The following is a 22,818-nucleotide window of genomic DNA, read 5'->3' on the forward strand; positions in this document are numbered from 1 at the left end:
GCTTAGCCGCGTCACACCCGCTCAATCGCCAGCGCAATGCCCTGACCGCCGCCGATGCACATCGTGATCAGCGCCTTCGATCCACCAATCCGCTCCAGCTCATACAACGCCTTCACCGTGATGATCGCACCCGTCGCGCCAACTGGATGGCCCAGCGCAATCGCGCCGCCATTCGGGTTCACCTTCGCCGCGTCCAGACCAAGCCCCTTGTTCACCGCAATCGCTTGCGCCGCGAAGGCCTCATTGGATCTCGATCACATCGAAATCCCCGATGCTGAGGCCGGTCTTCGCCAACAGGTTTTCCACTGCGGGCACTGGACCAATCCCCATCACCTCAGGCCGCACACCGGCATGGGCATAGCCCAGCACGCGCGCCCTTGGCGTCAGGCCGGCCTTTTCCGCCGCCTCGCCGCGTGCCAGCACCAATGCTGCCGCGCCATCGTTGATGCCGCTGGCATTGCCCGCCGTCACACGCCCGTCTTTCTGAAACACCGCGCGCAGCCCGGCCAAAGCCTCCAGCGACGTCGCCTTGGGATGCTCATCCACCTCAAACGGCACCATGTCGCGCTTCAAACGCACCTCAACCGGCACGATCTGATCCGCAAAATACCCCTGCTCAATGGCGTTCGCCGCGCGCTCCTGCGAGGCCATGGCGAAGGCATCCATCTGCTCCCGCGTCACGTCATGCTCATCCGCGACATTCTCAGCCGTCACGCCCATATGCCCCGTCCCAAACGGGCAGTTCAAAGCGCCCAGCATCATGTCGAGCGTCTTGACGTCCCCCATCTTCTGCCCGAACCGCGCTTGCGGGATCACGTAAGGTGACCGGCTCATGCTTTCCGCACCACCGGCCAAGCCAAAATCGGCATCCCCCATCGCAAGCGACTGAATCACGCTGACAATCGCCTGCGCGCCGGACCCACAAAGCCGGTTCACGTTCATCGCTGGAACCGTTTCCGGCACGCCCGCCTGCATCGCGGCAACGCGGCTCAGATACATGTCGCGCGGTTCGGTGTTGATCACATGGCCAAAGGTAACGTGCCCGATCTGGCCGCCATCCACACCCGCCCGCTCCAGCGCCGCCTTCGCCGCAACAGCACCTGTGTCAATTGGCGTCGTGCCCGCCAGCGATCCGCCAAATGTCCCAATCGCCGTGCGTGCGCCCGACAGGATCACGATCTCGTCCATATGAAAAACCCTCCGCAATTGCTTGCGAAGGGTTAGAGCATCAATCAGCAGCGAGCGCCAATTTTACGCCGCGTCGAACTGCAACGGCTGCACGCTTTGGAACAGCCCCGTGTCCATCAGATCCTTCAACGCCTTCGCAGGCGGCGGCGCGTCGAGGTACAAAAGCGCAATCGCCTCACCCTTCGGACCCGACCGGCCCAGCGTAAAGTTTGCGATGTTGACGTCGTTTGCCCCCATCGTCTGACCCAGCGCACCGATGATCCCGGGCACGTCCTCGTTGGTGGTGTAGAGCATATGCTGCCCCGATCTCGGCATCAATATTGATGCCCTTGATCTGGATGAAGCGCGGCTTGCCATCGCTGAAGCACGTGCCCGCAATGGACCGCTCCCGCTTGTCCGTCTTGACCACCAGCCGGATATAGCCGTCGAACACGCCGGTCTTGTCCTGCGTGGTCTGGGCTCAGCTCGATCCCACGCTCCTTTGCAATCACAGGGGCCGACACCATGTTCACATCCGGGTTCGTGGCCTTCATCACACCGGCAATTGCCGCGCAATCCAGCGCCTTCAGGTTCATGCCCGTGACCACCCCGTTATAGACGATCTCGATGCTCTTAATCGGCTCATCGGTCAACTGGCCCACAAAGGCACCCAGATGCTCGGCCAGCTTCACCCACGGCCCCATCACGGCGGCTTCCTCGGCGGTCACGCTCGGCATGTTCAGCGCATTCGAAACCGCACCCGTCAGCAGGTAATCCGACATCTGTTCCGCCACCTGCAACGCCACATTCTCCTGCGCCTCGGTCGTCGCCGCGCCCAAGTGAGGCGTCACAACGACGTTCGGCAGGTTGAACAGCGGGCTGTCGGTCGCAGGCTCCACCGCGAACACATCAAACGCCGCACCCGCGACATGGCCGGATTTCAATGCCTCGGCCAGCGCCTCTTCATCGACCAAACCACCGCGGGCGCAGTTCACAATGCGCACGCCCTTCTTCATCGTGGCAATCGCTTCGGCTGAGATCATGCCCCGCGTCTTGTCGGTCGCCGGAACGTGCAGCGTGATGAAGTCAGAGCGCGCGAACAGCTCGTCCAACTCCACCTTGGTTACACCCAGTTTCGCCGCACGCTCTTCGCTCAGGAATGGATCATAGGCGATCACCTTCATGCGCAGGCCAACGCCACGTTCACACACGATCCCGCCGATATTGCCCGCGCCAATCACGCCCAGAGTCTTGCCGGTCAGCTCGACGCCCATGAATTTCGACTTCTCCCATTTGCCCGCATGGGTCGAGGCGCTGGCCTCCGGGATCTGCCGCGCCACGGCAAACATCATGGCAATCGCATGTTCCGCCGTGGTGATCATGTTCCCGAAGGGCGTGTTCATCACGATGATGCCCTTCTTCGACGCATTGGGAATGTCGACATTGTCGACCCCAATCCCGGCGCGACCCACAACTTTAAGGCGATCAGCTTGCGCAATGATCTTCTCCGTCACCTTGGTGGCGGACCGGATGGCAAGACCATCATACTGATCAATCACGGACAGGAGCTTCTCCTTATCCTTGCCGATGCTCGGGTCGAAGGTCACGTCGATGCCGCGATCCCGGAATATCTGGACGGCGGTTTCACTCAGCTTGTCTGAGACGAGGACTTTGGGGGCCATGTCAGGCACTCATTTCGGGGTCTGCACATTGGGCAGATCGAGAATTGTATTTGGAACAAAGATGGGCAGGTCAGGCAGCGACGGCTTGTGCGTCGATCTCGGCGTGGAAGGCCCAGTCGAGCCAGGGCAGCATCGCCTCGATGTCCGAAGGTCTCAACCGTTGCACCGCACCAGATGCGCAGGCCCGGCAGGCGCATCGCGATAGGACCCGACGTCGAAGCGCGACGCATGTTCCGATCATCAACCGCTTGGCCACGGCCTTGGCAAACGCTTCCCCGTCCACGAATGCGCGGGTCGGTGAACTTCAGGCAAACGGACGTGTTCGACCGGGTCGCCGGATCAACCGCCAGGTTCTCGATCCAATCGCGCGTCGTCGCAGAAGTCCCAGATCGGCTTGCGCGTTGGCATCGGCCCGGGCGCGCAAGCGCGGGCAGGCCACCCAGGCTTTCGGCCCATTCCAGCGCAAAGTGCGTAATCCTCGACACACAGCATGGATGGCGTGTTGATCGTCGCACCGCCGAAGATACCCGTCGATCAGCTTACCGCCCTTGGTCAGACGGAAAATCTTCGGCAGTGGCCATGGTGGTGTGTAGCTTTCCAGCCGCTCCACCGCGCGCGGGCTCAGGATCAGCACACCATGCGCACCCTTCGCCACCCATCACCTTCTGCCAGGAGAAGGTGACAACATCCAGCTTGTCCCACGGCAAGTCCTGCGCGAAGGCCGCGCTGGTTGCGTCGCAGATCGTCAGCCCCGCGCGATCCGCCGGGATCACGTCGCCGTTCGGGACGCGCACGCCTGATGTCGTGCCGTTCCAGGTGAAGACCACATCGGTATCCCAATCGACCGCGGCCAGATCGGGCAGCTCGCCGTATTCGGCCGTCGTGACCGTGGCGTCCAGCTTCAGCTGCTTGACCACATCCGTCACCCAGCCCGCGCCAAAGCTTTCCCATGCAAGCATCGTGCAAGGCCGAGCGCCCAGCATCGACCACATCGCCATCTCCACAGCGCCCGTGTCCGAGGCCGGAACGATGCCCACACTTGTAGCTATCTCTGGCACGCCGAGCATGGTGGCCGGTACGGTGCCGATGACGGACTGCAGCAAGGTCCTTGCCGACAGCCGCACGGTGCGACCGCCCAAGCGGCGCCTGTGCGGAGGGCGTCAGGGGTCCAGGTGGGGGGTTTGGTGCAGGGGCCAGACGAAAATTTCGGATCTCGACGGCTTCACGTCCGGCCGTGGGGCCGGTTGGGTCGTGGTCATAATGGTATCCTCACAGATATGCGCCCCTCGTTGGGGAGGGGTGTCCCACCGCCGGGCATAAGCAGGCGCGGTTTGGGGACAAGCCGGAAAAACGTGCCAGGCGGTCGTTTTTGTCCTTTTCCCAATTCCCGCTGTTCACCATCGGAAACCCAGCGCACAATCTATCGGAATTGCAATTTCGATAGATTGGCCCGGCTAAAACCGGCTAAATGTCAACTTTGCCTGACATTTTTCTTGCGCCGCCATCAGACAGGCCGCTATCGTTAGGGTTGTATTCTCCTGCGTGTGGCAAAGGTGGTCCCCATGAAAGACCAATCCCAGTCTCTGACATTTGACCTGTCCGAGTTTCTGCCGTTTCAAATGTCGGTGCTGTCTGCACGGATGTTTGCACGCGTCATGGAAGATGCCGGCCTGCAAGTGCCCGAATGGCGCATCATGATGGCTTTGCCATCGAACCAGCCCTGCTCATCCCACGATCTGTGCATCCTTACGGCCATGGATGCAGCCCGGGTCAGCCGCGCGCAGCGCCGGTTGGAAGACCTCGATATGATCTCGGTCATCCGCGACAAGGCCGATCGCCGCAGGCTGGTTGTCCGCCTCTCAGATCACGGAACGGAAGAAGTCTCCCGCCTGAAATCCGCGGCCCTCGCAGCCGAAAGCCGGATGCTGGACGCGCTCGGCCCCGAAGATCGGGCACAGCTCAAGACGGCGATCTCCGCCCTGTTTGACCGAATTCTAGCCCATCACCAAACGGCACAACTCCGCATTCGGGTCTTCCAGGCCCTCCAGAATGCTGAAGTGATTTTCGCCCGGCAGCTCAATCGCCTGCATGCGCGCCCCCAACCCCGTCCAGATATTGGCCAACAACGCGGACTGCCTGCGGAATTCGGGCCGCTCCTCGGCGCCCACGACACATGACACGCGCACGCCGCTGGCCGGGGTCAAAAGGGCCGGGCTTTCCCGCACCGCCTCCTCTGGCGTCAATCGCAGCGTTTCGTTCATCCGCGTGCGCAACAGCGGGCGCAAATCATGCACCCCAGAGATTGAGATCACATGCGCCACCCGGTCCAGGACAGGTGCAGGCAAGACCCCCTCACACACCATCCGCGTCACCAAATGCCCGCCGGCAGAATGGCCCACCAGCCGGATCGGCCCCTCAACCAAAGCGGCCGCAGCCTCAACCGCTTGCGCAATTTCCGCCGTGATCTCGGAAATCCGCGCCTCAGGGGCAAGCGTATAGGTGATCGCTCCAACGGCCTGACCATGCGACAGCGAGACCCGTCACAACATGGGCGAAGTCACGGCCCTCAAAGGCCATCCAGTACCCCCCATGCACAAAAAATGTCAGGCCCTGTTGCGCGGTTTCGGGTCTAGAGAGATCCACAAACTGCCTCGGCCGAGGCCCCGTCTCAATCCGCTCCGGCGCAAGGGTCCGGTAGACCCGCGGCGCCTCCTTCTTCCACCGTGCCAGAATAGCATCCGCATCCGCGATATGTGCCCCATTGGCATAGGCGTCATCCCAATCCGTGATCATCCGGCGCTCCCTTGCTCGCTCGAAACCTGCGGCAAAACCGCCGCCCGCGCAATGGCCCGTGGCGAAGCGGACCCGGCCTGCTACATCTGCGCCTATGGAAAGCCCTCTGCTCGATCTGCGTGACATCCACAAATCCTATGACGAAACCCCCGTGCTTGCGGGCGTCTCGATTGGCATGGATGTGGGCGAAACCCTCGCCCTGACGGGCGAAAGCGGATCCGGCAAATCCACGCTTCTGCATCTTGCAGGCGGGTTGGACCGACCCGACAGCGGGCAGGTCATGGTGCAGGGCCAGGACATCGGCCAATTGGACGATGCCGCGCGAGCATCCGCGCGGCGCACGCAGATCGGGCTGATCTTTCAACAGTTCAACCTTGTCCCGTCCCTCAACGTCGGGGCCAACATTGCGCTGCAGGCCCGCCTCGCGGGGCGACACGATGCGGCGTTCTGCACGGAACTCGCCCAGCGCCTTGGCCTGGACGATCTTACCACCCGCTACCCCGAGCAACTGTCCGGCGGACAACAGCAACGCGTCGCCATCGCCCGTGCACTGGCCCCCGGCCCGCCCTGATCCTTGCCGATGAGCCGACCGGTAACCTCGATGAAGAAACCGGCGATGCCGTCCTCTCCCTTCTGCTTGATCTGGTCGCCGATACCAATGCAGGCCTCTTGATGGTCACCCATTCCACCCGGCTTGCCGCCCGCCTATCTCACCGCATCCACCTGTCGCGCGGCGTTTTGGAAGCGGTCTGAACATGCTCTACACCGCTATTCAGAGCCTTTCTTCACATTGGAAGCGCCGCCCCGGGCAGCTGGCGATGCTGGCCATTGGTCTGGCCTTGGCAACAGCCCTGTGGTCGGGTGTCCAGGCCATCAATGCAGAGGCACGATCAGCCTACGACAGGGCGGCCGCCACCCTTGGTCAGGATCAGCTTGCGCGCCTCGAACGCGCCGATGGCCGCCCCGTGCCGCTCGACACCTACCTCGCGCTCCGATCTGCCGGTTACCTCGTCTCTCCCGTGATCTCCGGTGAGCTTCGCGACAGCAATGGCCGCCTGCGCGTGTTGGGAATTGACCCGCTGACAGCACCTGCCGCCGCTCAAGGCCCCGCACTGGACGGCGACTTGGATTTGAGCACTTTCTTCACGGCCCCCGGTCTGCTTCTCGTGTCGGAGGCAACCGCAAACGGCCCACTGCCCACCGATCTGCCCCCGATCACCATCTCAAGCGATGTCCCCCTGGCCGCCGCGATAACGGATATCTCGACCGCCGCGCGCCTTTTGGGCCAAACCGACCCGTCCTACCTGCTCGATCGCCCCGCAACAGCCCTTTGGCCTGCCGCCGTTGGCCGACGCAACCGATCTTCAGCTGCGCGCGCCCGAGACGGCAAATGACATCTCTCGCCTGACCGACTCCTTCCACCTGAACCTGACGGCCTTCGGCTTTCTCAGCTTCGGCGTTGGCCTCTTCATTGTGCACGCCGCCATCGGGCTGGCGTTTGAACAGCGCCGCGCGTCCATCCGAACCCTGCGCGCGCTCGGCACGCCGCTGCGCACGGTCTTGCTGGCGCTGGGGATCGAACTTGCCGCCATCGCGCTCGTCGCGGGGCTCATTGGCATCTTCATGGGCTACCTCATTGCGGCTGCCCTCATGCCGGGCGTCGCTGGAACGCTGCGCGGCCTTTATGGAGCGGAGGTCGAAGGTATCCTTCGGTTTGATCCCTATTGGGCACTTTCGGCCCTTTTCATCACTTGGCTTGGTGCCGCAGCCGCCGCCGTTCAGGCCATGATCCGCACGGCCCGCATGCCCCTTCTTGCGCCCGCCCTCCCTCGGGCCTGGGCGCAGGCATCAGGCCGGGCCATGCGTGTTCAGACCGTTGCTGCGTTGGCGCTCTTCGGCTTGGCCACAATGCTCGCCCTCTTCGGCCATGGCCTCATCGCGGCCTTCCTCTGCCTCGCCGCCCTCCTCATTGGCGCGGCCCTGATCCTCCCCGGCGTGATGAGCGTCGTCGCTCAGGTTTTTGCCCAGCGCGCGGCGCGTTCAGCGAATGGGTGCTCGCCGACACCCGACAGCAAATTCCTGGCCTGTCCTTGGCTCTGATGGCACTCCTGCTGGCGCTCTCCGCGAATATCGGCGTCTCCACGATGGTCGGCAGCTTTCGCAGCACGTTCATCGGCTGGCTCGATCAACGCCTCGCGTCGGAGCTCTACGTCACTGCAGCTGATCCGTCCGAGGCCGCCTTCCTGATGGACGCGATCAGGCCCGACGTGGACGCCATCCTTCCAATCGTGTCGGCAGATCAACGATTGTTCGACCGCCCCGCACAGGTCTTCGGCGTGGTCGACCACCCGACCTATCGCCAAGCCTGGCCCCTTCTCGCGCAATCTGAGAACCCCTGGGATCAACTCGCCACAGGCAATGCGGCGCTGATCAATGAACAACTCGCGCGCCGGGAAAACCTCTCGCCCGGCGACCTGTTGCCCATCGCGGAAGGCCTTCCAATCGTTGGCGTCTATTCCGACTACGGAAACCCAAACGGGCAGGCTATTGTGTCTCTAAACCGCTTTGCAGACACTTATCCAGAGGTTCAGCCATTTCGCTTCGCCATTCGCATCAACCCAGAGCAGGCACCGGCCATGGCAAGTCGGCTGCGCGAAGAATTTAGCCTGCCTGCCGATGCCGTCACCAATCAGGATCAGGTCAAAGCCTTCTCCATTGAGGTGTTTGATCAAACCTTCCTGGTGACGGGCGCGCTCAACATCCTCACCCTCGGCGTCGCTGGCGTCGCACTTTTGACGAGCCTGCTGACCCTCGCCAATCTGCGCTTGCCGCAACTGGCCCCGCTCTGGGCCATCGGCACGTCCCGCGCGACTTTGGCCAAGGTCGAACTCATCCGCGCGCTCGGGCTTGCGATGCTGACCTTCCTCTTCGCCCTCCCCGTGGGCCTGTCACTGGCCTGGGTCTTGCTGGCCCTGGTTAACGTTGAAGCCTTCGGGTGGCGCCTGCCAATGCAGCTCTTCCCCGGCGATTGGGCGCGCCTCTTCGCACTCGCCCTCATCGCAGCCGGCCTCGCAGCGCTTGGCCCCGCCCTGCGCCTCGCACGCATTCCGCCCGCCCGCCTGACCCAAATCTTCGCACAGGAACGCTGATGCGCCGTTTCGCCCTGATCCTGCTTCTCACGCTCGGCCAGGCCCACGCCCAAGGGTTTGCCGGCCTCGGCACGCAGGCCGATGGCTTCGCGATCCCCCAACCGAATCCGGTGTTCACCTTCCCCGAAGATCACGGCCCCCACCCGGAATATCGCATCGAATGGTGGTATCTGACCGCCACGTTGCAGGGCATGGACGGCACGGATTACGGCATTCAATGGACCCTGTTTCGCACCGCGTTAGAGCCTGAAACATCCTCCGATTGGACCGCCCCGCAGCTCTTCATGGGGCACGCGGGCCTCACCACCCCAACCGCCCATTTCAGTGCCGAGCGTCTTGCGCGCGGCGGAATCGGACAGGCAGGCGTATCGTCTGATCCGTTCCACGCCCGGATCGACGATTGGCACATGGCCTCAACCGCCACCGATGGCGATGCCTATGATGCCCTGCACCTCACCGCGCGCGGCTCGAATTTCGCCTATGACCTCAACCTCACCGCCAATGGCCCCCTCATTTTCCACGGCGACGGCGGCTATTCCGTCAAAAGCGCCCAAGGGCAGGCAAGCTACTACTATTCGCAGCCCTTCTACGCCGTCACAGGCACGCTCAACCTACCCGACGGAGATATTCCCGTTACAGGCACCGCCTGGCTTGACCGGGAATGGTCGTCGCAACCGCTCAGCGACGATCAAATGGGCTGGGATTGGTTCTCGCTTCAATTCGAAGGTGGTGCCCGCATGATGGCGTTCGCGCTGCGCAGCACCGAAGGTGGCACCTTCACCTCCGCCACATGGATCAACGCCGATGGCACCACCGAAAGCTATGGCGACGGCCATATCGCGCTCACACCGCTGGCCACGACGCAGGTCGCAGGCCGCACTATTCCCACCCAATGGCAGCTCACCTTTCCTGTTCGAGGTATCGATATTCAGACAACACCCATCAACGCTCAAAGCTGGATGGACACCAGCTTTCCTTACTGGGAAGGCCCGATCACCTTCACCGGCAGCCATACCGGCCGCGGCTATCTGGAGATGACCGGATATGAATGATCAGAGCCCAACCGGCATGCTAGATACGGTCTGGCAGCACCTCACCCGCGGCACGGCCGACCGCCACCATCCCGCGCGCCATCCGACCCTGGCCACCCTTGGGCCAGATGGCCCCGATCTGCGAACGCTCGTCCTGCGCGCCGCTGATCGCCAGACGAGCACCCTCGAATTCCACACCGACAGCGCCTCCCCGAAAGCTGCCCATATCGCCGAAAATCCCGCAATCGCCCTCCACGTCTGGATCCCCAAAGCCCGCCTCCAGATCCGCGCCCGCGGCATGGCACATGCTGACCGAAGGCGACGAAACCCTCTTCAACCAGCTCCCGCCCCAAGCCCAGTCAAACTACACCGGACCCATCCCCGGCACGGCTCTCCCCACCAATGATCCCAGCACAGCACCCCGCTTTGCCCGACTTCTCTGCACCTTGGCCGAGATCGACGCCCTTACGCTATCGGACCCCCATCGCCGCGCCCTCTTCAAAGCCACAGACAGCTGGCAAGGCATCTGGATCGCGCCCTAAAGCACTTTGCGCTTTATCTGAGCACTTTTATCGCGGCCCACATTCGCACCATCAGCGCGAGGCAGCGGGTTGCGACCCAAATCAAACGCGAAGTGCTCAGCTTTCCTTGTTTCAAAATACCTCGGGGTCAGCGATCTTTTTCGCCGAAAAAGTCGCGAAGGGGGCAGCGCCCCCTTTTTCGAGCCCAAAGCGTGGCACACGCGACGGCGAGGCGAAAGGAATGCGGGCAACGCCCGCTCCGTCTGATCAGGATCCCAGCGTTTCCACATAAAGCGGAAAGGAAACGCCGAGCGCCCAGCCCAGCAACAGGCCAAGTCCGATCCCAGCCGCCAGTGTCGAGCCCGCGCGCCGCCCAACCCAACGGCCCATCATGCCGAACGTGCCGTAGAACAAGAGGATCACGGGGAAGATCAGAACCAGAAAGAACAACCGCTCGAAATCCAGCGCCACGGCCACGGCCAGCGACCCAAGGAACGCTGCGCGTACCACGACCCTCTGCCAAAGGCCCGCCAGCGTCGCCCGCGTCAGCACGGCATCGGCCCACATGGCCAACACCGCCCCGGGGACCATCGCCAAAATGACCGGCACGCGCCCGACATGGGGCACAAACGACGCCACATACCGATCCATCAGCAGGCCAAACAAACCGATCCCGAAGATCGCCAAAGCAAGGCCCCATACCCATCCCCGGCCGTCCGGGCGCCATCCCGCGACCCAGGCCCCGACCAGCACGAGCAGGCCGTATAGACCCAAATGAACCGCCAGATAGTCGGCCACCAAAACCGGCAGCGCGCCCACTTCGACCTGGACCGCCACCAATGGCGCCACCACCGCAGGCGCCGAAGCGCCAGGGCCCAGAACACCCGTCGCGGCAAAGCCTCCGGCGCAGGGCCTTCCGGCAGCATCCGCGACAGGGGTGCGGCCAACATCACCGCGCCTGCCAGCATCAGCAAGATGCCAAGGCCAAGCCGCGCAACCGCCGTATCACCCGAGCGGCCAAGGCTCGCATTCGCCCATTCGATTGCCTCTTCCAGCCCGGCGGGCGCCCAAAGCACGGCCACATGCTCCGCAAATGGCACCGAAACGGCGCGTCGGGCAAAGCCATCGCCGGGCGCACCCACCGTCTCGCCTTCCACGGCATCAAGCTCGGCCATCACCCGCCGGGCCTCTGCCCTCAACGCGCTTTCCCACGCCCCGTTCACGATCAGCAGGTTGTCCGGGGCATCCGCAGTGACAGCCTCCGAAAACATCGAAATCGCAACCACAGCGTCCACACGGTCGTCGGCAATGCCCGCCCGCACAACCAGGTCCGACGACATCGAATGCCCGATCAGCACAATTCTCGGCGCGGCCCCGGGCTGCGCCACCGCCCAATCGGTGACTCGCGCAATTTCGTCCAATAGCAGCTGCGTCGTCCCGTTGATCGAGGTTACGTCGCCAGACATCGGCACCGGATTGCGCCCATGCCCCTCCAGATCCAGCGCAACGGCGATATACCCGGCGCGCGCAAAGCTCTCGGACCAGGCGGCCATCATCTGCCGCGATCCCGCAAAGCCATGCACGATCACCGCAACAGGCCCGTCATCCACAGCGCGCGTCACCGTCACCGGCGTGGTGCCGACCCGATCATGCACAATCTCAAGCCCGGCACGCGGTCGCTCCAGTAGAACGATCCCCACCACCAAAGCGGCCAATGCCACGGCCCCAAAAATCCAACTGCGCATTTCCATTCTCATCGCCCCCAGATAGCGCAGGGCGATGGGCGCGCCAATCCGCTGGCCCCCCTACCGCACACCGCTTATGCTAGCTGGAACGTAAGACAGCGACGGACCGCCTCCATGTTCACCGTAACCCTGCTGACCAACTCGGCCATGTTCCTGGACCGAGAGCTGGTCACAAACCTGCGCAATGCCATGGGCGGTGGTGACGCAATCTGGCTCGACCCCAATCACGCAGCTGAATTTGAAGTCGCCAAAATCCCCAAAGGGATCGACACGGTTTGGAAAAGCCTCTCTGCCGAAGGCGTCGATCTCGTCGTGCAGCCCTCAGGTCAGCGCAAGCGGCGCATGTTGCTGGCCGATATGGACAGCACGATGATCCAGCAGGAATGCATCGATGAACTCGCGGCTGAGGCCGGGGTGGGCGACCGCGTCGCTGCCATCACGGCCCGCGCGATGAATGGAGAGTTGGACTTTGAAGCGGCTTTGATTGAACGCGTCGGCCTCCTCAAAGGCCTGCCAGAGGCGACCATCGCAACCGTCCTTGAAAAGCGCATCACCCTAATGCCGGGCGGCACAACCCTTCTCGCGACCATGCGCGCAAACGGCGCCCACTGCGCGCTGGTCTCCGGCGGGTTCACCGCCTTTACCTCCGCAATCGCGGCCAAGCTCGGCTTCCACGAAAACCATGCCAACACACTGTTGGCTGAAGGCGGCAAGCTGACCGGCGACGTGACCCGGCCAATTCTGGGCCGCGATGCGAAGGTTGAGGCGCTTCAATCCATCTCGCAGGCGCAGGGCCTTGCTCCGTCAGACGTGCTTGCGGTGGGCGATGGCGCGAACGATCTGGGCATGCTGCAACTCGCTGGCACCGGCGTAGCACTGCACGCCAAACCCACGGTGCAGGAACAGGCCGATATCCGCATCAATCACGGCGATCTGACAGCGCTTCTGTTCATACAAGGCTACACGAAGGCTGATTTCGTCCAGTAGATGGGCGTTTGGGCGCGCCGCAGAATAGTTTGCGTCAAGCCAAGGCGGCAGAGGCTTCCCGAACGCGAAGGGCCGGATAAGCGATCGTCAGCTCGTCAACCGCATCCTTGAGTTCCGGAAACAATTCCAGCACCTCGGACCGTGTGGCCTGTTCCTCCGGCTTTGCCAAATGCCCGATGAAAAAGCTCTCCGTCGGTACGCCATTGGCCCACAAGATCTCATGATCGCGAAACAGCAGGTGGATGTAGGTGACGGACTCGGTTGCGACACGGCGAACGCTGGTGCCATTGACCAAGGCAATTGCTGGCACAAGAACCCGCTCCGCCGCGAACATCAGTTCGGCCCGCCATCCTTCGATCAGCATCCTGTGCTGGGGTGAAACAGCCAATTGGCCCGTATTGCCGATGGCACCATCATCAAAAACCACCTGCGCATAGCGGCCCTTCCCACGCACGGTGCGCGAGCCGATCCAAAGCAGTTCCTGCGCGCCATGGTCTTCCGTCAGCACAAGATCGCCCGGACGCAGCGTTTCCACCGCTTGTTCGCCGCCAGGCGTTGCTATCATCGTGCCAGGAGTGAAACAGGGCGGCCCAAGTTCGCCAACCGGCAACTCCGTACTGGGTGTGATCCCGTTGGAGCGTACGAACTCCGCCGATTCCAGAATCGTGCCATCGTAAGGCGTGAAGATCGCCGGTTGGCCTGAGATGTAGAAGGTCGCGCCGAAGATCTCGGTCTCGACCCCACCGATCAGAACGGTGACGGAATCGCCGTACCAGACTGCCGTGATTTCGTTGAAAACCTCCGGGTCAGACCCGGGCTGCAGGACCGTATCACCCGCATTCGGCTGAATGATCCCGTTATCATCATTGTCGAAAAAGTCGAAGATCTGCGGTGTCAGAATGGTACCGGGCGTCACGCCGTTGAACGGATCGATGACGTAAAACTGGTCGGTATACTTCGTTGGCACAGCGCACCTCTGATCGAAACTTGATCAGCGGTACCGCGCGCCCGAGCCCATTTTGAGGAGAAAAAGGGCAAACATTGGCAATTTGCCCCGATTTCCAGGAAAACCGGGGCAATTCAGCGCTATTCTGCAGGAACAGCCGTCTCTTCCACGCCCAACGGCACCTCCAGCTTGTTCAGCATCTCTTTCGGGCAGACCTGAAGGAAATTCCCCTTCTCGCTGTCCCAATGCTGCAGGATATCCCGCGCCTTCATGCTCCCGGTCTCCTCGGCGTGACGTTCCACCAGGCCACGCAATTGCGCCTCCCAATGCTCCATCGTCACCGGACAGGTCACCAGCGTCTCAAGGTTCATGTTCACCAAGCGCCTCACCATCCGGGTCATACAGATACGCCATCCCGCCGGTCATGCCCGCGCCGAAATTCGCACCAATCGACCCAAGGATCACAGCAACCCCACCGGTCATGTATTCACATCCGTTGGAGCCGCAGCCCTCGATCACCACCTTCGCGCCGGAGTTCCGAACGGCGAACCGCTCTCCGGCCCTTCCGGCGGCAAACAGATAGCCATCCGTGGCCCCGTAAAGCACCGTGTTGCCAATGATCACGTTGTCGGCCGCCACCAGAGGCGAGGCCATCGGCGGTCGCACCACCACCGTGCCGCCGCTACAGACCCCTTGCCGACGTAATCGTTGGCATCACCACTCACTTCCAGCTTCAGACCCGGCGCCGCAAACGCCCCCAGCGATTGCCCGGCAGAGCCTTTCAGCTTCACCGTCAAATGATCCGGTTGCAGGTCATTCCGCATCCCGAACCGCTTCACGATATGGCTCGACGTCCGCGTGCCAATCGTGCGCAACGTGTTCTGCACCGCATAGGACAGCTCGATCTTTTCGCCATCCTCAAGGAACCGATGCGCATCCTTCACGATCTGCGCGTCCAGCGTATCCGGCACCTCGTTCCGGGGCTTGTTCCGGTCATAGGTGATGTCCGCCGCCCCATCGACGGTGATCAGCATCGGGTTCAGGTCCAGATCATCCAAATGCGCCGAGCCACGGGAAACCTGGCTCAGCAAGTCCGCGCGCCCGATCACCTCATCAAGGCTTCGTGCGCCCAATTCGGCCAGAATCTCACGCACCTCTTCCGCGTAGAAGGTGATCAGGTTCACCACCTTGTCTGCATTGCCCGTGAACTTCTCGCGCAACGCCTCGTCCTGCGTACAAACGCCCACCGGGCAGGTGTTCGACTGGCACTGACGCACCATGATGCAGCCCATCGCGATCAGCGCCGCCGTGCCGATGCCGTATTCCTCGGCCCCCAGCATCGCGGCCATCACGATGTCCCGGCCCGTGCGCAAACCACCATCCGTGCGCAGCGTGATGCGCTCGCGCAGATTGTTCATCGCCAGAACCTGATGCGCCTCGGTCAGGCCCATCTCCCACGGCAGACCCGCATATTTGATGCGTGGTCGCAGGCGAGGCCCCGGTGCCGCCATTGTGGCCCGAGATCAGGATCACATCGGCCTTGGCCTTCGCCACGCCGGCGGCAATCGTGCCAACACCGGAGGATGCCACCAGCTTCACCGTCACCTTGCAGCGCGGGTTGATCTGCTTGAGGTCGTAGATCAGCTGCGCAAGGTCCTCGATCGAGTAGATATCGTGGTGCGGTGGCGGCGAGATCAGCGTCACCCCCTTCGTCGAATGCCGCAGCCGCGCGATCAGGTCGGTGACCTTCATGCCGGGCAACTGGCCACCCTCACCGGGCTTCGCCCCTTGCGCGACCTTGATCTCCAACTCTTCGCACTGGTTCAGATACTCGGCCGTCACACCAAACCGGCCAGACGCCACCTGCTTGATTTTCGCAGACGGGTTGTCGCCATTGGGCTCCGGGTGGAAATGCGCCGGGTCTTCGCCGCCTTCACCGGAGTCCGACTTCGCGCCAATCCGGTTCATCGCCACGTTCAGCGTCTTATGCGCCTCGGGCGACAGCGCGCCCAGCGACATGCCCGGCGTCACGAACCGCTTGCGGATCGAGGTGACGCTTTCCACCTCATCAATCGGCACCGGCGCGCCCAGCGGTTTGAAATCCATCAAGTCGCGCAGGTGGATCGGCGGATTGCTCCGCATCTTCTCGGAATATTGCTTCCACAATCCATAGGACGCGCGATCACAGGCCGCCTGCAACATATGCATGCTCGTCGCCTGCCACGCGTGCGTCTCCCCCGACCGACGCGCCTTGTAGAAGCCACCGATGGGCAAAACGCCCTCGCCGCGCAACCAGCCCTTGTCGTGGACCTCTTCGACCTTGCGCTGCAACCCGCTGACGCCAATCCCGGAAATCCGGCTCAACATGCCGGGGAAGTATTCCGCCACCATCGCGCGGCTCAGCCCCACGGCCTCAAAGTTCAGACCCCCGCGATAAGACGAGATCACCGAAATCCCCATCTTCGCCATGATCTTCAACAGAGCCCGCATCAATCGCCGCCCGGTAGCGGGCCATCGCTTCGGTCAGGTTGCTTTCAATCAGGCCACGGTCAATCCGGTCGGCCAAGCTGTCCTGCGCCAGGTACGCATTCACCGTCGTCGCGCCGCAGCCCACCAGAACCGCGAAATAATGCGGGTCGATACATTCCGCCGACCGCACGTTCAGCGAACAGAAGGTCCGCAGACCCTTCGCCGTCAGCCCCGAATGCACCGCACTTGTGGCCAGGATCATCGGCATCGCCACGCGACCTTCACCCTGATGCTGATCCGTCAGCACGATATGCCCGGCACCGGACCGAACGGCATCCTCGGCCTCAGCCCGGATGCGCGCCAAGCCTTCGCGCAACGCACCCGCAGGCGCGCCCGCATCAAAAGTACAGTCGATCTCGATGACAGAGCTCTGGAAGTAGCTCACCATCTTGTCGAACTGCGCATTCGTTACAAACGGGCTGTCCAGAACCAGAATTTCGGTCTGCGACGAATCCTCATCCAACACGTTCTTCAGGTTCCCGAACCGCGTCTTCAGGCTCATCACCCGATACTCGCGAAGCGAGTCGATCGGCGGGTTCGTCACCTGGCTGAAGTTCTGCCGGAAGTAATGGCTCAGCGGGCGATATTGGCTCGACAGAACGGCAGACGGCGTATCGTCCCCCATACTCGCCAAGGCTTCCTTGGCATCTTCCGCCATCGGCGCCAGGATCTGTTCCAGCTCCTCAATCGAATAGCCCGCCGCGATCTGCCGTTTGCGCAGCTCTGCACCGCCGAACAGGGTCTTTTCCGTGGCCCCGGCCATCTCGGCCTCAAGGTCCGTGATCCGACCGACCCATTCGCCAAACGGACGGCTGGCGGCCAGCGCATCCTTGATCTCGGTGTCATGGAACAGGGCCTGTTCCTGCATGTCCACGGCAATCATCTGCCCCGGGCCAAGCGCGCCCTTCTCGACAACGCTCGCCTCATCAATCGGCACCATCCCGGCTTCCGAGCCTGCAATCATCAGCCCGTCGCCCGTCACCACGTAGCGCATCGGGCGCAACCCGTTCCGGTCAAGACCGGCACAAACCCAGCGCCCATCCGTCATTGCCAGGGCTGCGGGACCATCCCACGGCTCCATGACCGAGTTGCAGTACGAATACATGTCCTGCCACGCCTGCGGCAGTTCGGTGGCCGTCTGGCTCCACGCTTCGGGTACCAGCATCGTCTTCGCCATGGGCGCGTCGCGACCCGCGCGGACCAGCACCTCAAACACCGCATCAAGTGCCGCCGAGTCGCTCGACCCGCCCGCCACGATCGGCTTGATGTCTTCGGCCATCTCGCCAAAGAACGACGAGGCCATGCGGATCTCGTGGCTCTTCATCCAGTTGAGGTTGCCCTTCAACGTGTTGATCTCGCCGTTATGGGCCAGCATCCGGAACGGCTGCGCCAACCACCATTGCGGGAAGGTGTTCGTGGAATAACGCTGGTGATAGATCGCGAATGCGCTCTCAAACCGCTCATCCATCAGGTCCGGGTAGAACTCCGCCACCTGCTCGGCGAGCATCATGCCTTTGTAGATGATGCTCCGACAGCTCAGCGAACACAGATATAACTGCCCCACACCGGCGGCCTGCGCCGCCTTCTCGATCCGGCGGCGAATGACGTACAGCTCGCGCTCAAACGTCTCTTCATCAACGCCTTTGGCATTCGAAATAATGATCTGCTCGATCTCGGGCCGCGTCGCATTGGCCTTCTCACCCAGGCACGCCACCTCAACCGGCACATGGCGCCAGCCATAGATGTAATACCCCATCCGCAGAACCTCGGACTCCACGATGGTCCGGCACGTCTCCTGCGCACCGAAATCATTGCGCGGCAAAAACACCTGCCCCACGGCCAGCAACTCATCCCGCATCTCGTGGCCGGTGCGCTGCACCTGCTCACCGAAGAACTTGTAGGGGATCTGCACATGGATCCCGGCCCCGTCGCCGGTCTTCCCATCCGCATCCACAGCCCCCCGGTGCCAAACCGCCTTCAGCGCGTTGATACCGTTCTCCACGACCTTCCGCGACGGCTTGCCATCAATCGCCACCACAAGCCCCACGCCACACGAGGAATGCTCATGCTCCGCGCGGAACAGAGAGTTCTCCTCCATCCACGCGCGTTTGGTTTCCTCGGCCTTGGCCCAATCAGCGTCAAAACGGGTCATAGCTGTCCCTCCTCAAGGTCAGGGGTGGTGGCGGGCCGCGCGTCTGCACTCAGCGCCGTCATGTCTAGAATAAGCTTGCGGAACATCAGCGCCGCAGGGATCGAAAGAACCGATGACGCGACATCCAAGGTGGTCGCCGTCCGGAATTGATCGATGGTCTGGGCATCGAAATTCAACCGAGTCCCAACCGTGGCGGTGGCATTGCCAAACACCCACAAAAGCCACCAGATGATGGCCCAGGATGGCCAACTCGGCCCGCCGGACCCAGCCAACCCGTCCCAATGCTGCCGAAGCGCCTTGTAGGGCATCCAAAAGTTGGCAATCGGAACGGCGAACCAGCCGACGGACCAACCCGGCCCAATTGCGTCCGGGTTCGGTGTCACCGCCTGCGCATTGGTCGCCGCGCGGTAAATCCACATCCCGCTTGCGATATAGCACCCGATCAAGGTGATCATGAAAACACCCGCGACCAGAATACCAGTCCCGTCGATGCGGGCCGCCTCCGCATCCATCTCAACGGCGGACAGAAGATTGCCTTCAATCGCGTCGTAGAAGCCGAACAGCTGGAAGGAATGCCAGGTGAACAGAACCTCCGCGGCCGCATAAGCCAGCAGAAACATCGTGGCGACGCGCCCCGTCTTCGACAAATCATATGGCATGCTCATGCATTGCCCTCCGTAACGTGGCGGTTCTTGGCCTCATATTCGGCCTTGCTGGCCCGCCGATGATCGCCCGCCAAAGCGGCATAAGCAGGCGCGCAGTCGGTGTAGATTTCCGAGATCACCGGAAACGTAGCCGCCTCTGGGAACAGGGCCGGCATCAACTCGAACACCGCATCACTTTCGTGGTCGCGCAGCCAAAGGTTGCTGCCGCACACCGGGCAAAACGTGCGCGTCGCAAAAGGGGTGGAGGCATAGCTGGCCACGTCACCCGTGACCGTCACGGCATCGGCATTGGCCTGAAAGGCTCCCCATACGACACCGTTCGACCGCTGGCAGATCCCGCAATGGCACACACCAACAGCCGCGACGTAGTCACCATCGACCGCGATCTGCACAGCACCACACAGGCACCCTCCGTCCAGCGTGCCACTGGTCCGATAAGGATCAGCAATGCTCATCGAAGGGCTCCTGCCTGTTTCACCGTCCAACTCCTGCTGCGACCGCGCGCCAAACCCGGGCGCACGGGTGCGCCGTTAATCGAGCAATATGTCATAGTCACCCAGCGCGGTTCCCCGCATCTCAAAGCTCTGCTCGCCGCGCGTGCCCACCAACGGCACGGCAAACTCCATCTGGATCCGCATGCGCCCCTGCGGCGTGCATGCGATGTTTGAAACCGCCACACGGACATCCGTGAACCCTTCCCAAGACCGCACGGGGGCGGCGTCGCGGTTCACTTCATTAAAGAAGACGCCGGGGTTCGACACGGCCCAACCGGTACCGGTGCGTTGAACCTCGAAAATCACATTCAGGTCCCAGCCCGGAGCCCCACGGCCACCAAAAAAGTTCACTTCGAAATAGTCATAGGCCTCACAAGGCCGCGCGACCCCATCAAGGATGTAGACACTTGGGGACGCCCAAATGGTGTCGACCGTCTCGTCCCCGAAATCGTTCACCACGCCCGAGATCTCGTCGGTCAGCAGCTCACTCCGCACGGAAAGCGACCAAGGCGTTTGCTGCGCGCTGACCGGCAGGGCCAGGCCCAGCAACAGCAGCGCAACGATCACAAATCGCGCTTGGACAAACGCCAACAGTGTCACTGCGACGCCCTCCAGATCAGGTCGGCGGGAAGGCCGCTCATCATGTCGCCGCAATCATATTCCGGCTGCGTCGTCAGAAAATCGGGATCACCCGCCTCATGGAATTCCACCGGGCTGTAATTGCCCTCGAAGGTCTCGCCACCCGGCGTTGTGACAGTTTCCAAACCGCCAAAGAACAACCCCATCTCGCGAGAGACGAACTGCGTGCCCTCTGTTAGACGCGGCCCGGCGGTAGTTTCCCACTGATAGGCAAACTCCGTCACCAGCAAAGGCCGCCCGTCGATGGTGATCTGATCGCCCGTCAGCCGGTCGAACCCGGTATAGTCGCGCTGGAAAATTCCCTCGGCGCGTTCCTCGCGGATCGAAAAAACCATCGTGTCATTTCCCGTCTCCAGCAGCTCAGCCATGCTTGCGGGATCTTCTTCCGGCTCGATCAGAACGTCACGGCTGCCGGTGCGCAGGTTGAAGGCCTGCAACCAACGAAATTCGCTGTCGGTGTAGTTCAGGTAAAACGGCCCGTCCTGATCCAGCGTCACGCGCCAATGGCTACCCTCCGGATCGGTCTCGCACCGCCAATGGTGCGACACGAGGCACGACCGCGACTGCACCGTCAGGAAAGCCGTGCAGCCTTCGGGCACCGGAAACCGATCCGCCGTTTGCGCCGCGGCAGGCATGCTGAAAGCAAGCCCGGCGATGGTCACGTTAACGATCTGTTTACAAATGCGTCCGATCACGTCAGCTTTCCTGTCGTTGTTTGTCGATGCGTTCATCTGAGCGCTTTTTCATCTCATCCGTGAAACTGTGACCAACTGGACGCTTTTTCCGAAGAATTGCGTCCAGATGGTCGCATTTGCGTCCAAATGGTCAGGGTTTCCTATTCCGCCGCCACGGTCTTCGACGCCGACATGACCCGTTCAAGGATCGTCTCCGCCGCTTCGCGACCGTCTCGGATCGCCCACACAACCAGCGACGCGCCGCGTACGATGTCACCCACCGCAAACACGTTTTCGAGGTCGGTTTCATGGGTCATTGGCTTGGCCTTGATCGTGCCCCAGCGCGTGACAGCCAGCTCCGGCATATCCCACAGCGTCGGCAGATCCTCAGGTTCAAAGCCAAGGGCTTTGATCACCATGTCGGCGCCCTCAATATAGTCAGCACCTTCAATGACTTCCGGGGATTGACGCCCCGTCACATCCGGCGCGCCAAGGCGCATCTTCTGGACGAGAACGCCATCAACCACATCATTGGTGGCGTTGAAGCCTTTCGGCGCAGAAAGCCAAACGAATTCAACGCCTTCTTCCTCAGCGTTCTGCACTTCGCGCTGCGATCCCGGCATATTGGCCCGGTCGCGGCGATACAGGCATTTGACGCTCGTGGCGCCTTGCCGGGTGGCCGTGCGCACGCAGTCCATCGCTGTGTCACCGCCACCGATCACCACGATCCGCTTGCCTTCGGCATTTAGCTCGCCGCTATCGAATTCCGGCACAGCATCGCCAAAAGACTTGCGGTTTGAGGCGGTTAGGAAGTCGATGGCGCGCACCATACCCGTTGCAGTGGCATTGGGGCCGGGCAAATCGCGCGACTTGTAGACACCCGTGGCAATGATCACGAAGTCATGCTCTTCCCGGATTTCGGCCAGCGTGATGTCCTGGCCCACATCCGTGTTCAGCTCAAACTTCACGCCGCCATCCGCCAGCAACTTGTTGCGGCGCATGACCACGTCTTTCTCGAGCTTGAAGCCGGGAATGCCATAGGTCAGAAGCCCGCCCGCGCGGTCATAGCGGTCATAGATCGTAACCTGCAGACCCGCGCGGCGCAGCATGTCCGCAGCCGCAAGTCCGCCTGGGCCGGCACCAATAATCCCAACGGATTCAGGGCGTTCCACCGAAGGCGCGATGGGCATGACCCAGCCTTCATCCCAAGCCGTGTCAGTGATGTATTTCTCGACCGAGCCGATTGTGACGGTGCCATGGCCCGATTGCTCGATCACGCAATTGCCTTCGCACAGCCGGTCTTGCGGGCAGATGCGCCCGCAGATTTCCGGGAAGGTGTTCGTGGCCTGGCTGACCTCATAGGCTTCGCGCAGGCGGCCTTCGGCGGTCAGCTTCAGCCAATCGGGGATGTTGTTATGCAACGGACAATGTGACTGGCAATAGGGCACGCCGCACTGGCTGCACCGACCCGCCTGCTCCGCCGCCTTCTCGCGCGCATATTCGCCATAGATTTCGGCGAAATCCTCTTTCCGCTGGTCCGCTGCCCGCTTTTCAGGCATCTCCTTACCAACAGTCACAAACTTCAACATGGGTTGCTTAGCCAAACCACATCTCCCCTATCTGAGCGGCCCGTATATCGGGGGT

At 62.2% G+C, this 22,818-nt stretch carries 17 protein-coding genes and 5 pseudogenes; 9 read left to right on the forward strand and 13 right to left on the reverse strand.

Features of this window, described 5'->3' with window-relative positions:
* Positions 1-11: 11 nt before the first annotated feature.
* The 3 pseudogenes from ACZ1HK_RS13200 to ACZ1HK_RS13210 form a co-directional block, all read right to left on the reverse strand.
* A pseudogene (locus tag ACZ1HK_RS13200) lies at positions 12-1,188 on the reverse strand (acetyl-CoA C-acyltransferase family protein).
* 63 nt (positions 1,189-1,251) lie between these two features.
* Positions 1,252-2,849, reverse strand: a pseudogene (gene serA, locus ACZ1HK_RS13205) (phosphoglycerate dehydrogenase).
* Positions 2,850-2,919: 70 nt separating this feature from the next.
* Positions 2,920-4,108, reverse strand: a pseudogene (locus tag ACZ1HK_RS13210) (phosphoserine transaminase).
* A 303-nt stretch (positions 4,109-4,411) separates the two neighbouring features.
* Here ACZ1HK_RS13210 and ACZ1HK_RS13215 point away from each other — a divergent pair.
* Positions 4,412-5,026: a MarR family winged helix-turn-helix transcriptional regulator gene (locus ACZ1HK_RS13215; protein ID WP_472629093.1), complete on the forward strand. Its 615-nt coding sequence runs from the start codon at positions 4,412-4,414 to the stop codon at positions 5,024-5,026.
* 304 nt (positions 5,027-5,330) lie between these two features.
* Here the strand turns inward: ACZ1HK_RS13215 and ACZ1HK_RS13220 are convergent, their stop codons facing one another.
* Positions 5,331-5,642 (reverse strand): hypothetical protein, encoded by a 312-nt coding sequence (locus ACZ1HK_RS13220; RefSeq protein ID WP_472629094.1) that lies wholly within the window; start codon positions 5,640-5,642, stop codon positions 5,331-5,333.
* A gap of 94 nt (positions 5,643-5,736) precedes the next feature.
* Between ACZ1HK_RS13220 and ACZ1HK_RS13225 the strand changes: the two are divergent.
* From ACZ1HK_RS13225 to ACZ1HK_RS13255, 7 genes and pseudogenes are all read left to right on the forward strand, one after another.
* Positions 5,737-6,395, forward strand: a pseudogene (locus ACZ1HK_RS13225) (ABC transporter ATP-binding protein).
* Between the two features lie 2 nt (positions 6,396-6,397).
* A complete protein-coding gene (locus ACZ1HK_RS13230) occupies positions 6,398-7,036 on the forward strand; it encodes a hypothetical protein (RefSeq protein ID WP_472629095.1) in 639 nt (212 codons plus the stop codon).
* The gene (locus ACZ1HK_RS13235; RefSeq protein WP_472629096.1) at positions 6,987-7,742 is read left to right on the forward strand and encodes an FtsX-like permease family protein; all 756 of its coding nucleotides are present in this window, start codon (positions 6,987-6,989) and stop codon (positions 7,740-7,742) included. The genes ACZ1HK_RS13230 and ACZ1HK_RS13235 overlap by 50 nt, the downstream gene beginning before the upstream one ends.
* Positions 7,742-8,791: an ABC transporter permease gene (locus tag ACZ1HK_RS13240; RefSeq protein WP_472629097.1), complete on the forward strand. Its 1,050-nt coding sequence runs from the start codon at positions 7,742-7,744 to the stop codon at positions 8,789-8,791. Before ACZ1HK_RS13235 ends, ACZ1HK_RS13240 begins: the two co-directional genes overlap by 1 nt.
* Entirely contained in the window at positions 8,791-9,843 is a 1,053-nt protein-coding gene (locus tag ACZ1HK_RS13245; RefSeq protein ID WP_472629098.1) for a lipocalin-like domain-containing protein, read from the forward strand. Before ACZ1HK_RS13240 ends, ACZ1HK_RS13245 begins: the two co-directional genes overlap by 1 nt.
* A gap of 16 nt (positions 9,844-9,859) precedes the next feature.
* Complete coding sequence (locus ACZ1HK_RS13250; RefSeq protein ID WP_472630834.1) at positions 9,860-10,228, forward strand: pyridoxamine 5'-phosphate oxidase family protein; 369 nt, start codon at positions 9,860-9,862, stop codon at positions 10,226-10,228.
* Positions 10,128-10,364 carry a hypothetical protein gene (locus tag ACZ1HK_RS13255; protein ID WP_472630930.1) on the forward strand — a complete coding sequence of 79 codons (237 nt, stop codon included), beginning with the start codon at positions 10,128-10,130 and terminating at the stop codon, positions 10,362-10,364. The genes ACZ1HK_RS13250 and ACZ1HK_RS13255 overlap by 101 nt, the downstream gene beginning before the upstream one ends.
* 246 nt (positions 10,365-10,610) lie before the next feature.
* Here the strand turns inward: ACZ1HK_RS13255 and ACZ1HK_RS13260 are convergent, their stop codons facing one another.
* Positions 10,611-11,030 carry a hypothetical protein gene (locus ACZ1HK_RS13260; protein WP_472629099.1) on the reverse strand — a complete coding sequence of 140 codons (420 nt, stop codon included), beginning with the start codon at positions 11,028-11,030 and terminating at the stop codon, positions 10,611-10,613.
* On the reverse strand, positions 10,994-12,088 hold the full coding sequence (locus tag ACZ1HK_RS13265) for an alpha/beta hydrolase (RefSeq protein WP_472629100.1): 1,095 nt from the start codon (positions 12,086-12,088) through the stop codon (positions 10,994-10,996). Before ACZ1HK_RS13265 ends, ACZ1HK_RS13260 begins: the two co-directional genes overlap by 37 nt.
* Positions 12,089-12,202: 114 nt before the next feature.
* Here ACZ1HK_RS13265 and serB point away from each other — a divergent pair, with 114 nt between their 5' ends.
* A complete protein-coding gene (gene serB / locus ACZ1HK_RS13270) occupies positions 12,203-13,075 on the forward strand; it encodes a phosphoserine phosphatase SerB (RefSeq protein ID WP_472629101.1) in 873 nt (290 codons plus the stop codon).
* 34 nt (positions 13,076-13,109) lie between these two features.
* Here the strand turns inward: serB and ACZ1HK_RS13275 are convergent, their stop codons facing one another.
* From ACZ1HK_RS13275 to ACZ1HK_RS13305, 7 genes and pseudogenes are all read right to left on the reverse strand, one after another.
* Positions 13,110-14,042: a Hint domain-containing protein gene (locus ACZ1HK_RS13275; RefSeq protein WP_472629102.1), complete on the reverse strand. Its 933-nt coding sequence runs from the start codon at positions 14,040-14,042 to the stop codon at positions 13,110-13,112.
* A 119-nt stretch (positions 14,043-14,161) separates the two neighbouring features.
* Positions 14,162-18,702: pseudogene (gene gltB, locus ACZ1HK_RS13280) on the reverse strand (glutamate synthase large subunit).
* A complete protein-coding gene (locus ACZ1HK_RS13285) occupies positions 18,699-19,367 on the reverse strand; it encodes a DUF4328 domain-containing protein (protein WP_472629103.1) in 669 nt (222 codons plus the stop codon). The pseudogene gltB and the gene ACZ1HK_RS13285 overlap by 4 nt, the downstream one beginning before the upstream one ends.
* Positions 19,364-19,822 (reverse strand): GFA family protein, encoded by a 459-nt coding sequence (locus ACZ1HK_RS13290; RefSeq protein WP_472629104.1) that lies wholly within the window; start codon positions 19,820-19,822, stop codon positions 19,364-19,366. The genes ACZ1HK_RS13285 and ACZ1HK_RS13290 overlap by 4 nt, the downstream gene beginning before the upstream one ends.
* Before the next feature lie 75 nt (positions 19,823-19,897).
* On the reverse strand, positions 19,898-20,461 hold the full coding sequence (locus ACZ1HK_RS13295; protein ID WP_472629105.1) for a hypothetical protein: 564 nt from the start codon (positions 20,459-20,461) through the stop codon (positions 19,898-19,900).
* Positions 20,458-21,195 (reverse strand): hypothetical protein, encoded by a 738-nt coding sequence (locus tag ACZ1HK_RS13300; protein ID WP_472629106.1) that lies wholly within the window; start codon positions 21,193-21,195, stop codon positions 20,458-20,460. Before ACZ1HK_RS13300 ends, ACZ1HK_RS13295 begins: the two co-directional genes overlap by 4 nt.
* Before the next feature lie 140 nt (positions 21,196-21,335).
* Positions 21,336-22,778 (reverse strand): NAD(P)-dependent oxidoreductase, encoded by a 1,443-nt coding sequence (locus ACZ1HK_RS13305; RefSeq protein WP_472629107.1) that lies wholly within the window; start codon positions 22,776-22,778, stop codon positions 21,336-21,338.
* Positions 22,779-22,818 lie beyond the last annotated feature (40 nt).

It is taken from the genome of Gymnodinialimonas sp. JB5-7 (assembly GCF_055693405.1).